A 19,142-nucleotide genomic window follows, 5' to 3' on the forward strand; every position below is an offset into this window, starting at 1 on the left:
GGCGGGGCAGGGTCAACTTTCCGCGCTTCCTTCCAGATCGAACAGCGACCGGTACTGACGCGGCTGCGACCGCAGGTACTGGTCGGGCGCCCGGACGCTTGCCCCCAGGTGGGCCGCCGCGTGCCAGGGCCAGCGGGGATCGTAAAGGATCGTGCGGGCAAGCCCGATCAGGTCGGCGTCGCCCGTGCCGACGATGGCCTCGGCCTGGTCGTAGTCGGTGATCAGCCCGACGGCGACGACCGGCATGTTCACCGCGCCCTTGACCGCCCGGGCCAGCGGCACCTGGTAGCTGGGCCCCACGGGGATCTGCTGGCGCGGGTCCAGCCCGCCGCTGGAGATGTGGATCACGTCGCAGCCCCGCGCCTCCAGTGCCTGGGCCAGCGCGATGGTCTGCCCGATGTCCCAGCCTCCCTCGACCCAGTCCGTGCCCGAGACCCGCACCGAAACGGGGCGGTCCGCCGGGAAGGCCTCGCGCACCGCGTCGAAGACCTCCAGCGTCAGGCGCATCCGGTTTTCCAGGCTGCCGCCATATTCGTCCTCGCGCCGGTTCGACAGGGGCGACAGGAACTGGTGCAGCAGGTAGCCGTGGGCCGCGTGGATCTGGACGGCTTCGATTCCCAGCCGCCCGGCGCGCCGTGCCGCATCCGCGAAGGCGGTGCGGACCCGTTCGATCCCCGCGCGGTCCAGCGCGGTGGGCGGGTTCTCGCCATCAGCAAAGGGGGCCGCGCTGGCCGACAGGGTCTGCCAGCCGTTCGCGTGATCCGGGGCGATCTGGCGGCCGCCCTTCCAGGGCAGGTCGGTCGAGGCCTTGCGGCCGGCATGGGCCAGCTGGATGGCGATGGGCATGTCCGACCAGCGGCGGATGCTTTCCAGCGTGCGGGCCATGGCCTGCTCGGTCTCGTCGGACCACAGGCCCACGTCGCCATAGGTGATGCGGCCCTCGGGCTCGACAGCCGTCGCCTCGATGGTCAGCAGCCCCGCGCCGGACAGGGCGAGCTGCCCCAGGTGGATGAGGTGCCAGTCGGTCATGCAGCCGTCCTGCGCCGAATAGGTGCACATGGGCGCGATCACGATGCGGTTGGACAGCTTGAGCTTGCCCACGGTCAGGGGGCTGAACAGGCGGGATGTCATGGGGCACCTTTCTTCTTTGCCTCCGAAACAGCGTTGGGGCGGGATCGTTCCGGGTGCAAGCGCATGGCAGGGCTGCGATGGAGGCAGTTGATCACGGGACAGTTCGCCCTATGTTCACGCGTCATGGATGGATCTCCCGCACTGATGACCTGGGCCGCGCAGGATGCGTCGGGGCCGCCGCTTCTGGCCGGCTTCGAATGCGGACGCCTGCACTGGAACGGCCACGACCTGCTTCACTCGACCGGCCACCTGCCCGACGGCCGGATGCAGCACCATTATGCCACCGCCCTGGCCGAGGGCGCGGCGGGCGCGCGTGACGGGCTGTCCTGGCGCCACGACATCGTGGCGCGCGTGCGGGCCGTGCCGGACGGCTTTCCGGTGATCTGGGACTTCGCGCATTTCGACCTGCCGCCGCGTCCCGCGCAGCACGCGCTGGCCTGCGCCACCGCGCTGCCGCCGAATTCCTGGGCGATCGCCGTCAACGAGCCCTCGGTCGGCCGGCGGGTGTCGGGCGTCATCCGGTCGCGCGCGGTCAAGGCGGCGCTGCGGATGATGACCACGGTGGCGATGCTGCCGGACCGGCCGCGCTTTGCCACCTGCGACCCCTTCCACCACCTGCACCCCGAGGTGTTCCGCGCCACCGACCAGCTGGTCGCCAGCGGCCTGATCGAGATGGTGGGCATCAACTACTACCCCCATCACGCCATCGAGCCGCTGCACCATGTCCTGCGCGTCGTGGCCGACCGCTGGCGGCTGCCGGTGATGATCACCGAAACCGGCTGGCACGACGGGCTGCACGCAGCCCACCGGCGCTTCCCCCATATCCACGACCGCTGGGGCTGGCTGGCCCATGTCCGGGCCGAGGTGGAGCGCTCGGGCGTGCCGGTCGCGGGGATCTGCTGGTATCCCTGGCTCGACATGCCCGACTGGGGCGACCCGCACCGCGGCCGCTGGCCCTGCGGCTGGCCGGGCCGGCAGGCCTGAGGTTGCCTCAGTCCTGCGCCGTCAGGGCGGCGGCTTCCCCCAGCAGGCCCTCGAACAGGGGCGACTTGGCCTTCCACTGGTCGTGATAGGCCTCGATCGCAGGGCCGAACCAGGCGCGGTCCACCTTGACCACGGGGACGCCGGTGCCCTGCAGGCTGGCCAGGAACTCCTGCTCCAGCCCCGCGTAGGCCTCGACGATATGGGCGGTCTCGGCGCTGAACTCCTCGGCGATGATGGCCTGGTCCTCGGGCGCGATCTGGGCCCATTTCCGCCCCGAGGCCGCCGCCAGCATCGGGAACATGCCGTGGTCCGAGTTCAGGATCATGCCCGCGTTGGCGTAGTAGTTGCTGTTCCAGGTGCCTTCGAGGTCGATCTGCATCCCGTCGATCTGCCCGTTGGCAAAGGCGTCATACAGTGCGGGCAGCGGCATGGGGGTCGGCACGGCCTTCAGCCCGGTCCACAGGTCCAGTTCCGGCGCATAGGGCAGGGTGCGGATCTTCCTGCCCGCAAGATCCCCGGCGGTCTCGACCGGATCGCGCAGCACGACCTGCCGCATCCCCGACAGCGCCCAGCCCAGGCCTTTCAGCCCGAAGGCGGGCAGCTTGCCGTCCAGCGTGGCCGTGGTCTCGCCCCCCAGCAGGCGGCCCGCCGTGGGGATGTCGGGAACCAGGTAGGGCGCGGCGAGGATGCCGAAGTCCGGGTCGCGGTTGGCAAGCTCGCCCATCGTCAGGAAGGCGAAGTCCAGCGCTCCCGTCTGCATCTGCTGCAGGATCTGCGCCTCGGGTCCCAGCTGGCCCGAGGGGAAGATCAGGATGTTCACGCGGCCTTCCGTGCGGTCCTTGATGCGCGCGGCCATCTCGGTCGCGCTTTTCGCCCATTGGTGCGAGGGCGGCACGATCATGGACATGCGGTAATCGGCGGCCCCTGCGGCCCCGGTCAGCAGGGCGAGGGCGGCCCCGAGAAGGACGGAAATCTTCATGCGATGCTCCGGGTGATGCGCCCCGTCACAGCCAGCGCGCCAGCGCCAGCGTGACCTCGGGCCAGACGATGATCAGAAGGATGACAAGGAAGGCCACTGCCAGGAAGGGCACGAGCAGGGCGGCGATGCGTTCCGCGCGCACGCCCGTCAGCAGGGAGGCCGTGAAAAGGCCCGTGCCCACGGGCGGGGTCACCAGCCCGAGCGTGAGGTTCAGGCACAGCACGATCCCGAAGTGGATCGGGTCGAGGCCATAGACCCCCGTCGCCACCGGCAGGAACACCGGCACGATCAGGATGATCGCGGGGATCGGGTCCATGACCATGCCCACCCCCAGCAGCAGGATGTTCAGCAGCAGCAGGAACAGCACCGGCGAATCCGTCAGCCCGCTGAGCCAGGCGGCGACAAGGGCGGGAATGTTGGCGAAGGTGACGACCCAGGCGAAGACCTGGGCGCAGGCGATCAGGAACAGCACGACCGCCGCCCCACGCCCGGCGCTGACCAGCGCGGGCCAGGTGTCGGCCAGGGTCATCTCGCGGTAAACGAACCGGCCGATCAGGATCGCCAGAAGGCTGGCGACCACCGCCGATTCCGTGGGCGTGGCGAAGCCGCCCAGGATCGAGACGATGATCGACAGCGGGATCAGCGCGGCGGGCAGAGCCTCGATGACGGCGCGGCGGCGCTGGGGGGGCATCATCGGGGCCGTGCGCGGAAAGTCGCGCCGGCGGGCCTGCCAGCCGATCAGCCCGCAGAACCCCGCGAAGATCAGGACGCCCGGCAGGATGCCGGCGACGAACATCTCTCCGATCGGGACCTGCGCGATCACGCCGTAGATGATGAACAGCATCGAGGGCGGGATGATCGGCGCCAGCAGCCCGCCCGCCGCCGTGATCGCGGCCGAAACGTCGCGGGGATAGCCCGCCCTTTCCATCTCGGGCACGGCCAGCCGCGCCATGATGGTGATCTGCGCGACGGTGGATCCCAGGATCGAGGCCATCATCATGTTCGCGCCCAGATTCACATAGGCCAGCCCCCCGCGCAGCTGCGGCAGCAGCGCGAGCGTCAGCGCCATCAGCCGCCGCCCGATGCCGCCCGCGTTCATGAACTCGCCCAGCAGGATGAACAGCGGCAGGGCCAGCATCCCGTAGTTTTCCAGCCCCCCGAACATCTGCTGGGGATAGGATTGCAGCAGCACGAGGTTGCCCGAGACGGCGATGTAGATCAGCGCCACCGCCGCCAGCGCCAGCGAGATCGGCAGGCCCGCCAGCAGCAGGCCCACGAAGGACAGCCCCACGGTCATCGCGCGGCGCCGTCCCGCAAGCGGCGCAGGTCGCGCTGCAACGCGGCCAGCGCATGGACGGACGACAGCAGCGCGAAAAGCGGCATGACCAGCCAGAACCACAGCTTGGACACCCCCAGCGTCAGCGTCCGCTCCTGGTAGATGAAATTGTAGCTTTCCAGCGAATAGGCCTGCAGGGACTCGGCGGCGAAGGCCCGGACCGGGTCGAACCAGCGCCAGCAAAGCCAGGCGAGGGTGAGGAAGAAGCCCAGCACGATCAGGTCCACGCAGACCGCAAGCGGTGCGCGCAGGCGGGCGGGCAGGGCCTCGGGCAGCAGCGTCACGGCCATGTGCTGGCCCCGCGCCAGGGCCGCCGCCGCCCCGAGGAAGGCCGCGCAGGCCATCAGCAGCACGGCGGCCTCGTCGGCCCAGGCCAGCGGCGCGCCCAGTGCCCGCAGGATCACGTTCACGGCCAGGATGGCGAAGATGGCGGCGATCAGGCAGGCCGTCGCCCGTTCCTCGAACAGGGCAAGCCATCGGTCCAGCCGCGCAAGCGCCGTCGCCGGTTCGGGTCCGGCCCGAAAGCGGGAGGCGGCAAGGCTGTTCGTCTCGTTCACAGGTGCTCTCACAAGCAGGAAGCCTTGGGATCGGTTTGCCTGGGCATCGCCTGGGTACGAGTTCCGCCGCAGCGGCGGCGGCAGAAGCTTATGTTGCGTCTTCGCGGAAGTCTCCAGCCCCTTCAAGGCGCGACTTCCCGGAAGGGGCGCGACCGCCCCCTCGGGAGAACAGGCGCGAGGATGACCCGCGCCTGCCGGTTGCCGGGCGCGGCCCCGAAGGGCCGCGTCACGGGAAGGGCTCAGCCCTCGCCCATGCCCTCGGCGGGCTGGGGCGCGGCGCCCGAGCGGACCTTTTCCTCGATCCGCGCGCCGATGCCGGCGTCGATCGACTTCCAGTAGTCGAAGGCGCGGCTCAGGACCGGCTCGCGCACGCCGCCCGACAGGCTGCCCGCGACGGTGTTGACCAGGGCCTCACGCTCGGCCTCGCTGAAGACCTCGCGCACCATGGTGCCGGGCTGGCTGAAGTCGTCGTCGCCCGGGCGCAGCGTATAGGCGCTGCGGACCATGTCGCCGTCGGCCTGCCAGCCGTTGTCCACGCGGCCCTGTTCGTCCGACCACGGACGGTTCGCGCTGTTGGGCGCATAGACCGGGGCCGAGCCGGTGTGCAGGTATTCCATCGGGCCGCCGAACATGTAGGTGTTCACCGGCACCTTCGGCCGGTTCACCGGCAGCTGGTGGAAGTTCGCGCCGATGCGGTTCCGCTGCGCGTCGTTATAGGCGAAGGCGCGGCCCTGCAGCATCTTGTCGGGCGACAGGCCGATGCCCGGAACGGTGTTGCCCGGCGAGAAGGCGGCCTGCTCGATCTGGGCGTGGAAGTTCTCCGGGTTCCGGTTCAGCGTCATCCGGCCGACCTTGATCAGCGGATAGTCGCCATGCGGCCAGACCTTGGTCAGGTCGAAGGGGTTGATGCGGTAGGTCCTGGCGTCCTCGTAGGGCATGACCTGGACCGACATCTCCCACGACGGGAAGTCGCCCTGGGCGATGGCGTCGAACAGGTCGCGGCGGTGGAAGTCGGCGTCCTTGCCCGACATCTTCGTCGCTTCCTCGTCGGTGAAGAACTTCATGCCCTGGTTGGTGTGGAAGTGGTACTTCACCCAGAAGCGGTCGCCGTCCTCGTTCACCCACATGTAGGTGTGCGAGCCGTAGCCGTTCATGTGCCGCCAGGTGCGCGGCAGGCCGCGCGGGCCCATCAGGTAGGTGACCTGGTGCGCGCTTTCGGGGTTCAGCGTCCAGAAGTCCCACTGCATGTGGTTGTCGCGCAGGCCGCTGTCGGGCAGGCGCTTCTGGCTGCGGATGAAGTGCGGGAACTTCATCGGGTCGCGCACGAAGAAGATCGGCGTGTTGTTCCCCACGAGGTCATAGTTGCCCTCGGAGGTGTAGAACTTGAGGCTGAAGCCGCGCACGTCGCGCCAGGTGTCGGGGCTGCCCTGCTCGCCGGCGACGGTCGAGAAGCGCGCCAGCATCTCGGTCTGCGCGCCCTTCTGGAACAGCGCGGCCTTGGTGAAGCGCGACACGTCCTCGGTCGTCTCAAAGACGCCGAAGGCGCCGGCGCCCTTGGCGTGCGGCTGGCGCTCGATGGTCTTTTCCCGGTTGAAATGGGCCATCTGTTCCAGGAAGTGCACGTCGCTCAGCACGATCGGGCCATCGGCGCCGACGCTCAGGCTGAAGCGGTCGCTGACGGCAGGCGCACCCGTGGACATGGTCGAGGGGAACTTCGGCTTATCGGAATGATCCGACATGATATCTTTCCTTTCTTGGTGGCGCGCACCCTGAAGGGTGCCGACTGCCTTGAAAATGACTGCGCGCCCGTAACCTGACGGGAGCCGCGGCGGGGGCCGCGATGCATGGTCAGCCACCTTTCGGGGTCACCCACGCCTCGCTGGGGATTGCCGTCTTTCACCGTTTTCCAGGGGACATGCAAGTCCCCTGACATATTTCGTCAGGTAAGTGCAGCGAACGGGATCGCCCCGAACTGGACCCTTGCGGAGGGGTCGGCCAAGCTGCTCAATCGCGCGCGGAAAACAGGAGCGGCGCGCCATGCGCCGCGGGGCAAGGGGACGTCACATGGCTGAGCACACGATCTATGACTATGCGCTGGACAGGAATGCGGCCAACCATGTCCCGCTGTCTCCCTTGTCCTTCATCCAGCGGACGGCCGCGATCTACCCGGATTACCCTGCCGTTTCCTACAACGGCGTCCGCCGGACCTGGGCCGAGACCTACGACCGCACCCGCCGCCTGGCCGGCGCCTTGGCCGCGCGCGGCGTCGGGCGCGGCGACACGGTGGCGGTCGTCGCCGCCAACATCCCCGAGATGTTCGAAGCGCATTTCGGCGTGCCCATGGCGGGCGCGGTGCTGAACGCGATCAACACGCGGCTGGATGCCGAGGGGATCGCCTTCATCCTCAAGCATGGCGAGGCCAAGGTCCTGATCGTCGATCCCGAGTTCTCGGAGGTCGTGGAACGCGCCGTCCGCATCGCCCATGCGCCCGACCTGCTGGTCGTGGACATCGTCGACCCCAGCTTCCCCGGCGGCCAGCGGATCGGGCGGCTGACTTATGACGAGCTTCTGGCCGAGGGCGATCCCGCCTTCGACTGGCTGATGCCCCATGACGAATGGGACGCCATTGCGCTGAACTATACCTCGGGGACGACGGGCGATCCCAAGGGCGTCGTTTATCACCACCGGGGGGCGGCGCTGAACGCCCTGTCCAACATCGTCACATGGGGCATGGGACACCATGCGCGCTACCTGTGGACGCTGCCCATGTTCCACTGCAACGGCTGGTGCTTCCCCTGGACCATCGCGGCCAACGCGGGCGTCGCGGTCTGCCTGCGCGCCGTCCGGGCCGAGCCGATCTTCCAGCTGATCCGGGACGAGAAGGTCACGCATTTCTGCGGCGCCCCCATCGTGCTGAACATGCTGGCCAGCGCCCCCGACGAACTCAGGGACTTCGACCACGAGGTCAAGGTGATGACCGCCGGTGCCCCGCCCCCCGCCAGGGTGATCGAGGCGATGGAAGGCATGGGCGTCGAGGTGACGCATGTCTACGGCCTGACCGAGACCTACGGCCCCTCGGTCGTCTGCGCCTGGAAGGGGGAATGGGACAGCCGCAACCGGGGCGAGCGTGCCCGGCTGAAGGTGCGCCAGGGCGTCCCCAACATCGCCCTGTCCGAGATGATGGTGGCCGACCCCGAGACGCTGCAGCCCGTCCCTGCCGACGGCACCACGATGGGCGAGGTCTTCATGCGCGGCAACAACGTCATGAAGGGCTATCTCAAGAACCCCAGTTCCACCGAAAAGGCCTTCCGCGGCGGCTGGTTCGCCTCGGGCGACCTCGGCGTCATGCACCCGGACGGTTACGTGGAACTCAAGGACCGGTCCAAGGACATCATCATCTCGGGCGGCGAGAACATCTCATCCATCGAGGTCGAGGACGTGCTGTATCGCCACCCGGCAGTGATGGTTGCGGGGGTGGTGGCCAAGCCCGACGAGAAATGGGGCGAAACGCCCTGCGCCTTCATCGAGCTGCGGGACGGCGTCAGCACGGACGAGGCCGAGATCATCGCCTTCTGCCGCGACAATCTTGCCCATTACAAATGCCCGCGGAAGGTGGTCTTCGGCGAGCTGCCAAAGACCCCGACGGGCAAGATCCAGAAGTTCATGCTGCGCGCCCGCGCCAGGGAGATGTGACGGCCCGCGTGTCCCTTGGAACAAAGGGGGGGCGCAACGCGGCGGCCCCCCGGCATCGGAGGGCGCGGTCTAGGCGCCGATCCCCTCGGCCGGGTGGGACAGGGCGGTCATGATCCCGCGCAGCTCGGCCAGCCCCTTGAGCCGGCCGATCGCCGGATAGCCGGGCTGCGCCCTGCGCTTCAGGTCGTCGAGGATGTCCTGCCCGTGGTCGGGGCGCATGGGGATGTCGCAATCGGCGCGGCCTTCCGCGCGGCGGCGGGCTTCCTCGCGCAGCACGGCGGCGATGGTGGCCACCATGTCCGTGCCGCCGCCCAGGTGCTCGGCCTCGTGGAAGCTGCCCATGATGCCCTCGCTTTCGCGCAGGACGTTGCGCAGGTGCAGGAAATGCACCCGGTCGCCCAGCCGCGCCATCATGCCCGGCAGGTCGTTGTCGGGCCGCGCCCCCAGCGACCCCGAGCACAGCGTGATCCCGTTCGCGGGCAGGTCCACGGCCTCCATGACGGCGCGGTAGTCCGCCTCGGTGGACATGACGCGGGGCAGGCCCAGCAGCGGGAAGGGCGGGTCGTCGGGGTGGCAGCAGAGCCGCAGGCCCAGGTCCTGGGCCACCGGCGCGACCTCGGACAGGAAATCGACCAGATGCGCGCGCAGGCGCTCGGCCGGGATGCTGGCATATTCGGCCAGGTGGGCGCGCACGTCCGCCAGCGTGAAATGCTCGGCCGCGCCGGGCAGGCCGAAGACCACGTTGCGGGCCAGCGCCTCGCGGGCGGCCTCGGGCATCTCGGCAAAGCGGCGGGCGGCGGCTTCGGCCACCTCGGGCAGGAAGTCCTGCGCGGCGCCGGGGCGGGCGAGGATATGGATGTCGAAGGCCGCGAAGTCGGTCAGGTCGAAGCGCATGCAGGTCGCGCCGTTGGGCAGCCGCCAGGCGAGATCCGTCCGCGTCCAGTCCAGAACTGGCATGAAGTTGTAGCAGATCACCTCGATCCCGGCGTCGCGCAGGTGGCGCAGCGAGGTCTTGTAACTGGCGATGTGTTCGCGCCAGTCGCCCTTCTGCTTCTTGATGTCCTCGGACACGGGCAGGCTTTCCACGACCTCCCATTCCAGGCCCGAGGGCGCGCCGTCGGTCATCCGGGCGATCTCGCCCTGGCGGCGGGCGATCTCCTCGGGCGACCAGACGGCGCCCGTGGGGACATGGTGCAGGGCCGAGACGACGCCCTGCACGCCCGCCTGCATCATGTCGTCGATGGACACGAGATCCTTCGGCCCGAACCAGCGCCAGGTCTGCCGCATGACGTGCCCTTCCCCCAAATGAGCGTCAGGGATGCGTAGCACCGCCTGTCCCTGCGGGGAAGCGGTCAGCTTCGTCCCGCGTGCGACCAGGCGGCGGCCCTGTCCTCGAGCGCGCGCAGCCCCGCGTGGATCAGCAGCGCGAGGATGCCCACGACGACCCCGCCCTGCACCACGAAGGCGGTGTTCGACGACAGAAGCCCCGCGATGATGACCTCCCCCAAGGTGCGCGCGGCGACGGTGGACCCGATGGTGGCCGTGGACAGCGCGATGACGGCGGACAGCCGCACGCCCGACAGGATCACCGGCAGCGCCAGGGGCAGTTCCACCCGCCACAGGCGCTGGGCGGGCGTCATGCCCATGCCGCGCGCGGCCTCGATCACCTGCGGGGGCAGGCCGGCCAGGCCCGCCAGCGTGTTCTCGAAGATGGGCAGAAGGCCGTAAAGGAACAGCGCCAGCATCGTGGGGCCGGTGCCGAAGCCCATCACCGGCACGGCCAGCGCCAGCACCGCCACGGGCGGGAAGGTCTGCCCGACCGAGGCCACGGTGCGCGCCAGCGGCAGGAAGTCCCGGCCCGAGGGGCGCGTGACCAGCACCCCGAAGCCCACCGCCAGCACTGACGCCGCCAGCACCGCGCCCGCCACCATCCCCAGGTGCGACAGCGTCAGCGACAGCAGGCTCGTCTGCGTATAAACCGGTGGCGCGCCGTTCCGCGTCAGGGGCCGCAGCAGGGGCGCGAAGCTGTCGGGCGACAGCAGGAAGGCAAGCAGCAGGACCGCCGCGAGGCCAAGGGCAAGCCGCCCGGTCATGGAGGCAGGCCCTCGGCCGCCCGGCGCAGGGCGTCCAGCGTCACCACGCCGCCGCCTTCGACGGGCAGCGCCGCGCGGCCGGACCACAGGCACAGCGCCAGCGCGTCCCGCAGCGAGGCGCCGGGGGCGAGGGGCGGCCCCTCGGCCTCTCCGGGCTGGGCGAGGTCGGCCACGCAGGTCAGCGAGAGCAGGTGGAAGGGCCGCTCGTCCGTCCCGATCAGGCGGGCCACGAAGGGGGTGGCCGGCGCGGTCAGGATCTCGCGCGGGGGGGCGTATTGCAGCAGGCGGCCCCGTTCCATCACGGCGATGCGGTCGCCCAGGGTGATCGCCTCGGCCATGTCATGGGTGACGATGACCAGCGTGGTGCCAAGCTCGCGCTGGATGCGGCGCAGGTCGGCCTGGGCTTGGGCGCGGATCACGGGGTCGAGCGCGCCGAAGGGCTCGTCCATCAGCAGCAGGTCCGGCTTTGCGGCCAAGGCGCGGGCCACGCCCACGCGCTGCTGCTGGCCGCCCGAAAGCTCGTGGGGCATCCGGTCGCGGAACTCGCCGGGCGGCAACTGGAACAGGTCCAGCAGCTCGTCCACGCGGGCGGCGATGCGGGGGCGGTCCCAACCCAGAAGGCGCGGCACCGTGGCGATGTTCTGCGCGACGCTGCGGTGGGGAAACAGCCCGTGCCCCTGGATCGCATAGCCGATCCGGCGGCGCAGCAGGTGCGGGGGCAGCGCTGCGGTGTCGGTCCCGTCGATCCGCACGCGGCCCGAGGTGGGTTCCACCAGCCGGTTGATCATCCGCAGCAGGGTCGTCTTGCCGGACCCCGAGGTGCCGACCAGCGCCGCGATCCGGCCCCGCTCGACCGTCAGGCTGACATCCTCGACGGCGGCAAGGGGGCCGTAGCGCTTGGTCAGGTTCTCGATCTCGATCATGCGTGCCCCTTCCGTGGGTCGAGCCCGTCCAGAGCCAGGTCCAGCGCGATGCCCGACACCAGCGCCAGCGCGATGGTCGGCAGCGCGCCCAGCAGCACGAGGTCCATCGCCGTCTGGTTCAGCCCCTGGAAGACGAAGCTGCCGAAGCCGCCGCCGCCGATCAGCCCCGCGATCACGGCAAGGCCGATGTTCTGGACCAGCACGATGCGGACCGCCGCCAGCAGCACGGGCAGCGTCAGCGGGATCATCACCTGCGCCAGCGCCTGCGCGCGGGTCATGCCAAGGCCCGCCGCCGCCTCGCGGACCCCCGGAGGGACACCCGCCAGCCCGGCCAGCATGTTCGAGACCACGGGAAGCAGCGAATACAGGAACAGCGCCACCAGCGCGGGGAAAGCGCCGATCCCCGCGATGCCTGCGGCTGCCGCCCCCGGCACGCTTGCGGCGATCCAGCCGAAAAGGGGGATCATGATCCCGAACAGCGCCAGCGACGGAATCGTCTGGACGACGTTCAGGACGCCCAGCACGGCCCCTCGCAACCGCGGCGCCTCGTGGATCACGATGCCCAGCGGCAGCCCCACCGCCAGCGCCGCGCCCAGCGAGCCGAAGGCCAGCGCCAGATGGCGCTGCGCCTCGCGCCAGAACATGTCGCGCCGCGCGGCGTATTCCCGCATCACCGACAGGTCGTCCAGAAGCCCCGTGCCGAGGATCAGCGCAATGGCCGCAACCGTCCCGGCCAGCAGCGCCCAGCGCCATGCGGGCCTCAGGGCCAGACGCGACAGCGCGTCGGCGAGGGCCAGCGCGAAGGCCGCAAGCAGCAGCCAGAAGCCAGCGCCCAGCGACACCCGCGCGATGCGGTCGCCTTCGGGCACCAGCGCGCCGGCCGCGGCCCCTGCGGACAGGGTGACGGCCAGCAGCCCGCAAGTCGCGGCGACCAGCGCCGCGCGTGGCGGGACGCGGGACAGCGCCAGAAGGACCGCCACCACCAGCGCGGCGGCGGCCCAGCCCCAGGGCCCGAGAGCGTCAGGCAGGCTCAACCCCTCTCCGCCAACGATGCGGTTCGCGCGGAACTGGACAAAGGGAAGGGCAAGGCCCGTCAGCCCGACTGCCGCGAACAGAAGGGCGGGGCGGCTGATGCCGGGCCGCGTTCCGGCGGCGGCCGGGTTCATCCGCTGCCGGACGGGCAGGGGGTCACTCGATCAGGCCCTTGCGGGTCAGGTAATCCTCGGCCACCGCCGCCGCGGGCTCGCCGCCCACCTGGATGCGGGCGTTCAGTTCCTGCAGCGTGGCGAGGTCCAAGCCCGCGAAGATCGGGTTCAGCACCTCGGGGATCTTCGGGTATTCCTCCAGCACCCCGGCACGGACGACCGGCGCGGGCTGGTAGAAGGGCTGCACGGCCTTGTCGTCCTCCATCACGACCAGCCCGGCGGGCTCGATTCCGCCGTCGGTGCCGTAAACCATTGCGGCGTTCACGCCCGAGGTCTGCTGCGCCGCCGCCGCGATGGTCGCGGCCGTGTCGCCGCCCGACAGCTGGACCAGTTGCGCGGGGGCAAGCTGGAAGCCGTAGGTTGCCTGGAACGCGGGCAGGGCGGCGGGCGAGGTCACGAACTCGGTCGAGGCCGCCAGCTTGACCTCGCCGCCCCCGGCAACCCAGCGGCCGAAGTCGGACATGGTGCGCAGATTGTTCTGCTCGGCCAAGTCGCGGCGGACCGCGATGGCCCAGGTGTTGTTGGCGGGCGCGGCGTCCAGCCAGACCAGGTTGCCCGCACGGTCCAGTTCCGCCGCGCGCGCATAGGATTGCGCGGCGTCCTTCCAGACGGGGCTGTCGGCCTCGTTGTGGAAGAATGCGGCGTTGGCGGTGTATTCGGGGTAGATGTCGATCTGCCCCGAGGCGATCGCGTCCCGCACGATGGGCGTGCCGCCAAGTTGCAGGCGGTTTTCCACCGGCATCCCGGCATGCTCCAGCGCCAGCAGGATGACGTTGCCGAGAAGCCCGCCCTCGGTGTCGATCTTGGAGGACACCACGATGTCGCGCGCGATGGCGGGCGAGGCGAGGCCCGCCAGAACGGCAAGGGCGATGGTCGTGATCTTGCGCAAATCCGGTTCTCCTCGTCGGGGCCGCGGTCAGGGCAGCCTATGCGGCAAAGGCCCGGCCTGGAAAGGCCCCTCTGCCGGAACGCAGTCGAACGCGCGCCGGGGCAGGCCCGTTCCGTGAGACGGGCGGCGCTCGGGTGCTTGACGGCGGCGCGCGCCTCGGCTCTCGATGCGGCGCAAAAGAAGGAGCGCGCCCGTGACCGCAACGATCTTCCCCGCCCCCGTCCCGCCGACCGTTCCCGTCAGCGGCGAGGCGGCGGCCTTCCCCGTCCGCCGCATCTTCTGCGTGGGACGCAACTATGCCGCCCATGCCGCCGAGATGGGGGTCGAGGTGGACCGCGAGGCGCCCTTCTACTTCACCAAGTCGGCCTTTTCGCTGGCCGGCGCCGGCACGCTGCCCTATCCGCCCGGCACCGGAGATTATCACCACGAGGTCGAGCTGGTCGTGGCGCTGGGCCGCCCGGCCTTCCGCATCGACCCCGACGAGGCGATGGGCTGCGTCTGGGGCTATGCGGTCGGCCTCGACATGACCCGCCGCGACCTTCAGGCGGTGGCCAAGTCCAAGCAGCGGCCCTGGGATCTTGGCAAGGATGTCGAGAACTCGGCCGTGATCGGCGCGCTCACCCCGGCCGCAGCCTTCCAGCCCGGCGAACAGCGCATCACCCTGCATGTGAACGGCGAACCGCGGCAGGACGCGCCCCTGTCCGACATGGTCTGGTCGATCCCCGAGCTGATCGCGGACCTGTCGCGCTATTACCACCTTCAGCCGGGCGACCTGATCTATACCGGCACGCCCGCGGGCGTGGGCGCCGTCCAGCCCGGCGACCGGCTGGAGGCGCGGGTCGAGGGGCTGGAGCCGCTGGACGTCGCCATCGGCCCCGCCGCGTGATCAGTCGCGCAGAAGCTCGTTGATCGAGGTCTTCGAGCGGGTTCTGGCATCGACCCGCTTGACGATCACCGCGCAGTAAAGGTTGACGCCGTTCTTCGAGGGCATCGAGCCCGCGACCACGACCGAGCCGGCGGGGACTTCGCCATACATGACCTCGCCGGTTTCGCGGTCCACGATCTTGGTGGACTGGCCGATGAAGACGCCCATCCCGAGAACCGATCCCTCGCGCACGATCACGCCCTCGACGACCTCGGACCGGGCGCCGATGAAGCAGTCGTCCTCGATGATCGTCGGACCGGCCTGCATGGGTTCCAGCACGCCGCCGATGCCGACGCCGCCCGACAGGTGGACGCGCTTGCCGATCTGGGCGCAGGAGCCGACGGTCGCCCAGGTGTCCACCATCGTGCCCTCATCGACATGGGCGCCGAGGTTCACGAAGGACGGCATCAGCACGACGCCTCGGGCGATATGGGCGGAACGGCGGACGACCGCGTTCGGCACGGCGCGGAAGCCCGCCTCGCGCCAGCGGGCCTCGTCCCAGTCCTTGAACTTGCTGTCCACCTTGTCCCACCAGGTGCCGCCCTGCGGGCCGCCCGGGTGCAGTTCCATGTCCTTCAGGCGGAAGCCCAGCAGCACGGCCTTCTTGGCCCACTGGTTGACGTGCCAGTCGGCCCCGCGCTTTTCCGCCACGCGCAGCTCGCCCCGGTCCAGCGCCTCGAGCGTGGCCTCGATGGCGTCCCGCGTCTCGCCGGTGGTGGCGGGGGTGATGCGGTCGCGTGCCTCCCATGCGGCTTCGATGGCGGTTTCAAGCGCGGCGTACGACATGGCGGCCCTTTCTGGCGGTCGGGTGGAAATCCTTGCCGTTGGGCTATAAGCGGGGGGTCAGCACCGTGCAACGCCGGTGGCCAGCATTGAGGTTCTGATGACGCCCCCCGACGACGAACGCAGCCACACCCTGCGCCACAGCCAACAGGACGCGATCGTCGCGGCGCATGACCCCTCGACGCCGCAGACGCGCTCGCCTTCCTACCGGCTGGCCTTCACCGACACGGAGTTCCTGCTGCGCGAGGAACTGCGCCCGGTCCGCCTGCAACTGGAACTGCTGAAGCCGCAGATGATCATGGACGAGCGCGGCGTCGCCTCGACCGTGGTGATGTTCGGCGGCGCACGCATCCCGGCGCCAGAGCACGCGAACCGTGCACGCACGCCCACCCTGGCGGCGCTGTCCACCTATTACGCCGAGGCCGAGCACTTCGCGCATCTCATCACGCAGCGGTCCATCGCCAGCTACGGGCGCGAATGGGTGATCTGCACGGGCGGCGGACCCGGGGTGATGGAGGCCGGGAACAAGGGCGCCTACGAGGCGGGCGGCCAGTCCATCGGGCTGGGGATCGTGCTGCCGCACGAGCAGGCGCCGAACCTGTACGTGACGCCGGACCTGGCGTTCAACTTCCATTATTTCGCCATCCGCAAGATGCATTTCCTGATGCGCGCGCGGGCGATCACCATCTTCCCCGGCGGCTTCGGCACGCTGGACGAGATGTTCGAGGCGCTGACGCTGATCCAGACCGGGCGGATGAAGCCCGTCCCCTTCCTGTTGTTCGGGACCGAGTTCTGGAACCGGATCATCGACTGGCAGGCGCTGGCCGAGGCGGGCACCATCAGCCCCGAGGACCTCGGGCTGTTCACCTTCGTCGAAACCGCCGAGGAGGCGATTGCCGCCATCGACGCCTTCGATCTGGGGTAACGGGAAAGGGGCCGGTCAGACCCGGTGATAGGGCGATCCGGCCAGGACCGTCGCCGCCCTGTAAAGCTGCTCGGCCAGCATGACGCGGGCCAGCATGTGCGGCCAGACCATCGCGCCGAAGGACAGCATCAGGTCGGCGCGGTCGCGCAGCGAAGGGTCCAGCCCGTCCGCGCCCCCGATCAGGAACACGGCGTCGGACCGGCCATCGTCGCGGAAGCGGGCAAGGGCCGCGGCGAAGTCGGGCGAGGACAAGAGCCGGCCGCGTTCGTCCAGCGCGATCACCGCGGCACCGTCGGGGATCTGGCGGGAAAGCAGGGCGGCCTCGGCGGGCTTGCCGCCGCCCTTGCGGTCCTCGACCTCGGCCATCTCGGCGGGACCGAGGCCGAGCGGGCGGCCGGTCTGGGCGAACCGGCCGAGATAGTCCTGGATCAGCGCTGCCTCGGGCGCACGCGCGGCCAGCCGCCCGACCGCGGCGATGCGGACCCGAAGCATCGCTGGCCTACTGCGTCAGCGGCTGGGCGTCAGGGGCCGCGCCGCCCCGCAGGGTGGCCAGCGCGTCGGCAGGCATCCACATCTTCTCGAGCTGGTAGAACTCGCGCACCTCGGGGCGGAAGACATGGACAATGACGTCGTCGGTGTCGATCAGCACCCAGTCGCCGGTGTCCTTGCCCTCGATCCGGGCCGAGCGCCCGCATTCGGTCTTGAGGCGGTCAACCAGCTTCTGGGCGATGGACGCCACTTGGCGCGAGCTGCGGCCCGAGGCGATGACCATGTGGTCGGCCATGGCGGAACGCCCGCGCAGGTCGATGGTGACGATGTCCTCGGCCTTGTCGTCATCAAGCGAGGCGAGGATGCGGGCAAGCAACTGGTCGCTGCTTTCCGCGGTGGTCGCGGCCGGCACTTCGGCCGACGGGACGGTGGTGGACAGGGGACTTCCTCCGGTCAGCGCGCCGATCTTCCCCGGCGCCGGGATGGGGATAAAGATAGCACGCGACAGGCTGTTCTCAACCGTCGCGGACGCAGTTTCCGCGCCGGGGCGGCCGGAAACCGGTCATGCGGCCCGCACAAACCCGCCAACCCCTTGCAGGACGCGGCGTCAAGGGCGTATCTAGGGCCCATGATCCGGTTCTTCGACATCCATGATCGCGCTCGTCTGCCCGGCCGATTCTACGGCGTGACCCGGACGGTGACCGCGCGACTGTGAGGCAGGCCCGCCCTGCGCCCTTGCGCGCCTGCTTTCCCTCGATCGCCATCCCTTCCGAAAGAGACAGCCATGACCGGCACCCCGACCCATAGCGGCCCCCGCACGCTTTACGACAAGATCTTCGACGCCCATGTCGTCGACCGCCAGCCCGACGGCACCTGCCTGCTGTACATCGACCGCCACCTTGTCCACGAGGTGACCAGCCCGCAGGCCTTCGAAGGGCTGCGGATGTCGGGCCGCAAGGTGCGCCGCCCCGACCAGACCATCGCCGTGCCCGACCACAACGTGCCGACCACGCCCGACCGGGTCGTCGGGATCGAGAACCCGGAAGGCCGCATCCAGGTCGCCGAGCTTGACAGGAACGCCCGCGACTTCGGCGTGAACTATTACCCGATGAACGACATCCGGCAGGGGATCGTCCATATCGTCGGCCCCGAACAGGGCTGGACGCTGCCCGGCATGACCGTCGTCTGCGGCGACAGCCACACGGCCACGCATGGGGCCTTCGGCGCGCTGGCGCACGGGATCGGCACCTCCGAGGTCGAGCATGTGCTGGCCACCCAGACGCTGATCCAGAAGAAATCCAAGAACATGAAGGTCGAGATCACCGGCAAGCTGCGCCCCGGTGTGACGGCCAAGGACATCACGCTGTCGATCATCGGCCACACCGGCACGGCGGGCGGCACCGGCTATGTCATCGAATACTGCGGGCAGGCGATCCGCGACCTGTCCATGGAAGGCCGCATGACCGTCTGCAACATGGCGATCGAGGGCGGCGCCCGCGCCGGCCTGATCGCGCCGGACGAGAAGACCTTCGAATATGTGAAAGGCCGTCCCCATGCGCCGAAGGGCGCGGCATGGGAGGCCGCGCTCGCCTGGTGGAAGACGCTGTTCTCGGACGAGGGCGCGCATTGGGACAAGGTCGTGACGATCCGGGGCGAGGACATCGAGCCGGTCGTGACCTGGGGCACCTCGCCCGAGGACGTGCTGCCGATCGGCGCCACCGTCCCGGCCCCCCAGGACTTCGGCGGTGGCAAGGTCGAGGCCGCCCGCCGCTCGCTGGACTACATGGGCCTCAAGCCCGGCATGAAGCTGACCGACATCAAGGTGGACGCGGTCTTCATCGGCTCCTGCACCAACGGCCGGATCGAGGACCTGCGCGCCGCGGCCGAAGTGCTGCGCGGCAAGCATCTGGCGCCCGGCGTGCGGGGGATGGTCGTCCCCGGCTCGGGCCTTGTCAGGATGCAGGCCGAGGAGGAGGGTCTGGACAGGATCTTCACCGACGCGGGCTTCGAATGGCGGCTTGCGGGCTGTTCCATGTGCCTGGGCATGAACCCCGACCAGCTGGCGCCGGGGGAACGCTGCGCGGCGACCTCGAACCGCAACTTCGAGGGCCGGATGGGCCGGGGCGGGCGCACCCACCTGATGAGCCCGGTGATGGCGGCGGCGGCGGCCGTGACCGGCCACCTGACCGACGTGCGCGAGCTGATGGCCGCGCCGGTGGATGCCTGAGGG

Annotated in this window: 18 protein-coding genes; 5 read left to right on the plus strand and 13 right to left on the minus strand. The window is 69.9% G+C overall.

Annotated elements, in window-relative coordinates; translation table 11 throughout:
* Positions 1-12: 12 nt before the first annotated feature.
* The gene (locus tag CK240_RS01350) at positions 13-1,131 is read right to left on the minus strand and encodes an NADH:flavin oxidoreductase/NADH oxidase (RefSeq protein ID WP_095638529.1); all 1,119 of its coding nucleotides are present in this window, start codon (positions 1,129-1,131) and stop codon (positions 13-15) included.
* A gap of 123 nt (positions 1,132-1,254) precedes the next feature.
* Here CK240_RS01350 and CK240_RS01355 point away from each other — a divergent pair, with 123 nt between their 5' ends.
* On the plus strand, positions 1,255-2,115 hold the full coding sequence (locus CK240_RS01355; protein WP_135058770.1) for a hypothetical protein: 861 nt from the start codon (positions 1,255-1,257) through the stop codon (positions 2,113-2,115).
* Positions 2,116-2,122: 7 nt separating this feature from the next.
* On the opposite strand, the gene CK240_RS01360 is transcribed toward CK240_RS01355, so the two are convergent.
* From CK240_RS01360 to CK240_RS01375, 4 genes are all read right to left on the minus strand, one after another.
* Entirely contained in the window at positions 2,123-3,094 is a 972-nt protein-coding gene (locus CK240_RS01360; RefSeq protein ID WP_095638531.1) for a TRAP transporter substrate-binding protein, read from the minus strand.
* 25 nt (positions 3,095-3,119) lie between these two features.
* Positions 3,120-4,391, minus strand: coding sequence for a TRAP transporter large permease (locus CK240_RS01365; RefSeq protein ID WP_095638532.1), 1,272 nt, complete (start codon positions 4,389-4,391; stop codon positions 3,120-3,122).
* Positions 4,388-4,999, minus strand: a complete 612-nt coding sequence (locus CK240_RS01370) for a TRAP transporter small permease (protein WP_167649940.1) — start codon at positions 4,997-4,999, stop codon at positions 4,388-4,390. The genes CK240_RS01365 and CK240_RS01370 overlap by 4 nt, the downstream gene beginning before the upstream one ends.
* Before the next feature lie 227 nt (positions 5,000-5,226).
* On the minus strand, positions 5,227-6,726 hold the full coding sequence (locus CK240_RS01375) for a catalase (protein WP_095638534.1): 1,500 nt from the start codon (positions 6,724-6,726) through the stop codon (positions 5,227-5,229).
* 325 nt (positions 6,727-7,051) lie between these two features.
* Here CK240_RS01375 and CK240_RS01380 point away from each other — a divergent pair, with 325 nt between their 5' ends.
* The gene (locus CK240_RS01380) at positions 7,052-8,680 is read left to right on the plus strand and encodes an acyl-CoA synthetase (protein ID WP_095638535.1); all 1,629 of its coding nucleotides are present in this window, start codon (positions 7,052-7,054) and stop codon (positions 8,678-8,680) included.
* Positions 8,681-8,749: 69 nt separating this feature from the next.
* Here the strand turns inward: CK240_RS01380 and uxuA are convergent, their stop codons facing one another.
* The 5 genes from uxuA to osmF all read right to left on the minus strand — a co-directional run bounded on the left by uxuA (position 8,750) and on the right by osmF (position 13,781).
* Complete coding sequence (uxuA, locus tag CK240_RS01385) at positions 8,750-9,967, minus strand: mannonate dehydratase (protein WP_095638536.1); 1,218 nt, start codon at positions 9,965-9,967, stop codon at positions 8,750-8,752.
* 65 nt (positions 9,968-10,032) lie between these two features.
* Complete coding sequence (locus CK240_RS01390) at positions 10,033-10,773, minus strand: ABC transporter permease (RefSeq protein WP_095638537.1); 741 nt, start codon at positions 10,771-10,773, stop codon at positions 10,033-10,035.
* Positions 10,770-11,696 carry an ABC transporter ATP-binding protein gene (locus tag CK240_RS01395; protein ID WP_095638538.1) on the minus strand — a complete coding sequence of 309 codons (927 nt, stop codon included), beginning with the start codon at positions 11,694-11,696 and terminating at the stop codon, positions 10,770-10,772. The genes CK240_RS01390 and CK240_RS01395 overlap by 4 nt, the downstream gene beginning before the upstream one ends.
* Positions 11,693-12,862 (minus strand): ABC transporter permease, encoded by a 1,170-nt coding sequence (locus CK240_RS01400; protein WP_205957736.1) that lies wholly within the window; start codon positions 12,860-12,862, stop codon positions 11,693-11,695. Before CK240_RS01400 ends, CK240_RS01395 begins: the two co-directional genes overlap by 4 nt.
* A 22-nt stretch (positions 12,863-12,884) precedes the next feature.
* The gene (gene osmF, locus CK240_RS01405; protein WP_240517258.1) at positions 12,885-13,781 is read right to left on the minus strand and encodes a glycine betaine ABC transporter substrate-binding protein OsmF; all 897 of its coding nucleotides are present in this window, start codon (positions 13,779-13,781) and stop codon (positions 12,885-12,887) included.
* 202 nt (positions 13,782-13,983) lie between these two features.
* Here osmF and CK240_RS01410 point away from each other — a divergent pair, with 202 nt between their 5' ends.
* A complete protein-coding gene (locus CK240_RS01410; protein ID WP_240517237.1) occupies positions 13,984-14,676 on the plus strand; it encodes a fumarylacetoacetate hydrolase family protein in 693 nt (230 codons plus the stop codon).
* On the opposite strand, the gene dapD is transcribed toward CK240_RS01410, so the two are convergent.
* Positions 14,677-15,501: a 2,3,4,5-tetrahydropyridine-2,6-dicarboxylate N-succinyltransferase gene (gene dapD, locus CK240_RS01415; protein ID WP_095638541.1), complete on the minus strand. Its 825-nt coding sequence runs from the start codon at positions 15,499-15,501 to the stop codon at positions 14,677-14,679.
* A gap of 97 nt (positions 15,502-15,598) precedes the next feature.
* Here dapD and CK240_RS01420 point away from each other — a divergent pair, with 97 nt between their 5' ends.
* On the plus strand, positions 15,599-16,423 hold the full coding sequence (locus tag CK240_RS01420) for an LOG family protein (RefSeq protein ID WP_095638542.1): 825 nt from the start codon (positions 15,599-15,601) through the stop codon (positions 16,421-16,423).
* Between the two features lie 15 nt (positions 16,424-16,438).
* Here the strand turns inward: CK240_RS01420 and rlmH are convergent, their stop codons facing one another.
* Positions 16,439-16,915, minus strand: a complete 477-nt coding sequence (gene rlmH / locus CK240_RS01425; RefSeq protein WP_095638543.1) for a 23S rRNA (pseudouridine(1915)-N(3))-methyltransferase RlmH — start codon at positions 16,913-16,915, stop codon at positions 16,439-16,441.
* A gap of 7 nt (positions 16,916-16,922) precedes the next feature.
* A complete protein-coding gene (gene rsfS / locus CK240_RS01430) occupies positions 16,923-17,324 on the minus strand; it encodes a ribosome silencing factor (protein WP_095638544.1) in 402 nt (133 codons plus the stop codon).
* A gap of 372 nt (positions 17,325-17,696) precedes the next feature.
* Here rsfS and leuC point away from each other — a divergent pair, with 372 nt between their 5' ends.
* The gene (gene leuC / locus CK240_RS01440; RefSeq protein ID WP_095638546.1) at positions 17,697-19,139 is read left to right on the plus strand and encodes a 3-isopropylmalate dehydratase large subunit; all 1,443 of its coding nucleotides are present in this window, start codon (positions 17,697-17,699) and stop codon (positions 19,137-19,139) included.
* Positions 19,140-19,142 lie beyond the last annotated feature (3 nt).

Origin of the sequence: Paracoccus salipaludis (assembly GCF_002287065.1) — a bacterium.
Lineage (GTDB): Bacteria > Pseudomonadota > Alphaproteobacteria > Rhodobacterales > Rhodobacteraceae > Paracoccus > Paracoccus salipaludis.